The following is a 2,427-nucleotide window of genomic DNA, read 5'->3' on the forward strand; positions in this document are numbered from 1 at the left end:
CCTTAACAGCCATATCAACGGACATCTAATTTACCTGCAGTAAGGCGCTTGGACGCCATATATTAAAATTCGCACGCGCTCACAGCTCTGAAATGGTCTTTGCCAGGCCCGCGGTTATCTCTTTTAAAAGTTTCCGGCCCTTTTCCGCGGACGCCTTCCGGGGGTCTCCCCACACGCCGTTGCCGGTTATCTTTACAAACGAGCCAGGCGCGTTGGCAAGCGCCGAATAGGCGGCCTTAGACTTGTCCAGCTTTTTTGACCCAGGCTTTGCGCGCTCCATCCTGACCAGACGTGGAGCAATGGCAAGCACGAGCGAGGTTTCCGTTTCGCCGGCGTGGCCCAGCTCTTCTTTCATGGCGTGCCAGTAATGCAAGGTATGCACGGACACGTTGCCTGCCATCCTGCCCTTTAGCTCCTGCGCGACGTACTGCAGGGCGCCAATGTTGCCGTGGTGGCCGTTTAGCAGGATAATGTCGGTAAAGCCATAGTCTGCAAGCGAGGCGCAGACGTCGCACGCCATGGCAGAGAGCGTGGAACTGCGCACCGACGCGTGAAAGAGCGGCGCGTGCTCGTACGACACGCCGTACGTTATCGCAGGCATGGCTACTGCGCCGGTTTTGGCCGCGACAAGCCCGGCGACGTGCTCTGCAATGAGCGCGTCGGTCAGCACGGGCAGGTGCGGGCCGTGCTGCTCTGTCGAGCCTACCGGGACGATTGCGCGCTTGAACCCCTTGACGTCAGGGTCGCTCATGCCGTACGCGTGCATAACTGCAATCTGCCTGCCTTTGTTAATAACCTTCACCTGGGCTTGTGGTCTTTAGTATGCACTTTGCCCCAGTAGACCTCCAGCCTGCCTTCCAGATACAACTTTACAGCCTCAAACAGAGTCTCGGCCTCCAGCTCCTGGCCCTTTTTCTTTATCGTCTCAAGTGTGTCTGACTGCTGCACCTTGAACGAGTTTTGCGATATTATCGGCCCCTGGTCGAGGTCCTCGGTGACAAAGTGCGCAGTGCAACCCACAATCTTTGCTCCCCGCTCGTACGCCTGGACGTAGGCATAGGCCCCCGGGAACGCAGGGAGCAGCGATGGGTGGATGTTGATTACCCTGTTTGGGTAGCGCCACACAAAGTTTGGCGTCAGGATGCGCATATATCGCGCAAGCACGATGACGTCGACATTGTATTTCTCGATGAGTTGAAGTATGTTCCTCTCGGCCTCTGCCTGGTCGGCGTGCGCCACGGAATGGAACGGTATGCCGGCCGCGTCGGCGATCGGCTTGAGCGACGGCTCGCTCCCTACCGCAACCGCGAGGTTGGCCTTGATCTCGCCCTTTTTTCGCCCTTGCAGTATGCGCTCGATGCAGTGCGGCTCCTTGCTGACAAAGAGCGCCACGTTCTTGGGCCTGTCCGGTTCCTGGTAGTGGACCTTGATCTCCATCTGGAGTTTTTTTGCAAGCTCTTGCAGGCCCCTGTCAAATTCTCTGTGGTCCGCATGCTGAAACGACGCTTCCAGCTGCATGCCAAAGAGGCCCCGGACCACGTTCTGGCTAATCTTTTCAATGTTGCCGCCGTTGCCAAAGATATGGTTGGTAATGTCTGCTACGACGCCCTTGCGGTCCTTGCCCACGACCGTGACTTCGATTATCGTCTTTGCGGCGACCATTGCTGGCTGATAGCGCCCCCAAAAGCTAAATAAATCTTGCACGGAGGCAAGCTCGTACGGGCGAACAAACTGGCGCTTTACTATGTGAAAGCCGTTAGGTAGCATGTGTCAGAGATTCACGGCATGCTGTTAGAGGCAGGATACCAGCCTTGGTCAAGCGTCACCAACACGGTCTACTTTGCAATAGCAGACGCCTTTGAGCTGCTTGGCGAATCGTGTTCTGGCCTCCTGATAAACCACCTTTCAGAGATGCACAGGATCCCAAAACACGTTGTGCTTACCAGGTACGACCTCATTTCAAAGGCCATCGGCCAGATATTTGGCTACGGCTCAGAGGTCTTTTTGCACCAAGTGAGGCAGAACCTCCTCGGCTACTTTCCCTGCGACAACCAGTCGATCTCTACCCTTGACATTATCCGCAACGCGTACAGGAAAGAGGCGCTCCAGTTCATCGGCGCGCTCAAAGACGAGCGCGTCATCGTGCTGCACGGCGGCAGTTCATGCAGAGAAGAGATCCTCGGCGCATTTTCGGCGACGAGGTTTGCCAACACGGCAAGCAGCATCGTTTTCGTCGACGGCAGTCAGCAGGGCGAAAGCGAAAGGATTTGCAGGCACCAGGCAGGCGACGACGTGTGGATCGCAGGGAAGGCTGCGGCCGGCCATTCGGTATGCACGTTCAACACCGAAAAGGCGGTAGACAATTTCAGGAGCCTAATCCTCCCGCACACTCATGTCATCACCGACGATCCTTTCCTGGTGTATGCA

3 protein-coding genes are annotated in these 2,427 nt (G+C 56.6%); 1 reads left to right on the forward strand and 2 read right to left on the reverse strand.

What is annotated here, in order from left to right:
• Positions 1 to 79: 79 nt before the first annotated feature.
• Together ACREAY_RS11345 and ACREAY_RS11350 are read right to left on the reverse strand one after the other, a co-directional pair.
• Entirely contained in the window at positions 80 to 802 is a 723-nt protein-coding gene (locus ACREAY_RS11345; protein WP_431755880.1) for a creatininase family protein, read from the reverse strand.
• A complete protein-coding gene (locus tag ACREAY_RS11350) occupies positions 799 to 1,662 on the reverse strand; it encodes a formyltetrahydrofolate deformylase (protein WP_431755881.1) in 864 nt (287 codons plus the stop codon). The genes ACREAY_RS11345 and ACREAY_RS11350 overlap by 4 nt, the downstream gene beginning before the upstream one ends.
• A gap of 105 nt (positions 1,663 to 1,767) precedes the next feature.
• Between ACREAY_RS11350 and ACREAY_RS11355 the strand changes: the two genes are divergently transcribed.
• Positions 1,768 to 2,427 (forward strand): hypothetical protein (locus tag ACREAY_RS11355; protein ID WP_431755882.1); only part of this gene is annotated, 660 nt, incomplete at its 3' end.

Origin of the sequence: Nitrososphaera sp., from assembly GCF_050748925.1 — an archaeon.
Classification (GTDB): domain Archaea; phylum Thermoproteota; class Nitrososphaeria; order Nitrososphaerales; family Nitrososphaeraceae; genus Nitrososphaera.

What these genes read in the sequence shown, in the direction of transcription:
- ACREAY_RS11350 (WP_431755881.1), bottom strand. Translation starts at nt 1,662, where the DNA reads ATGGTCGCCGCAAAGACGATAATCGAAGTCACGGTCGTGGGCAAGGAC.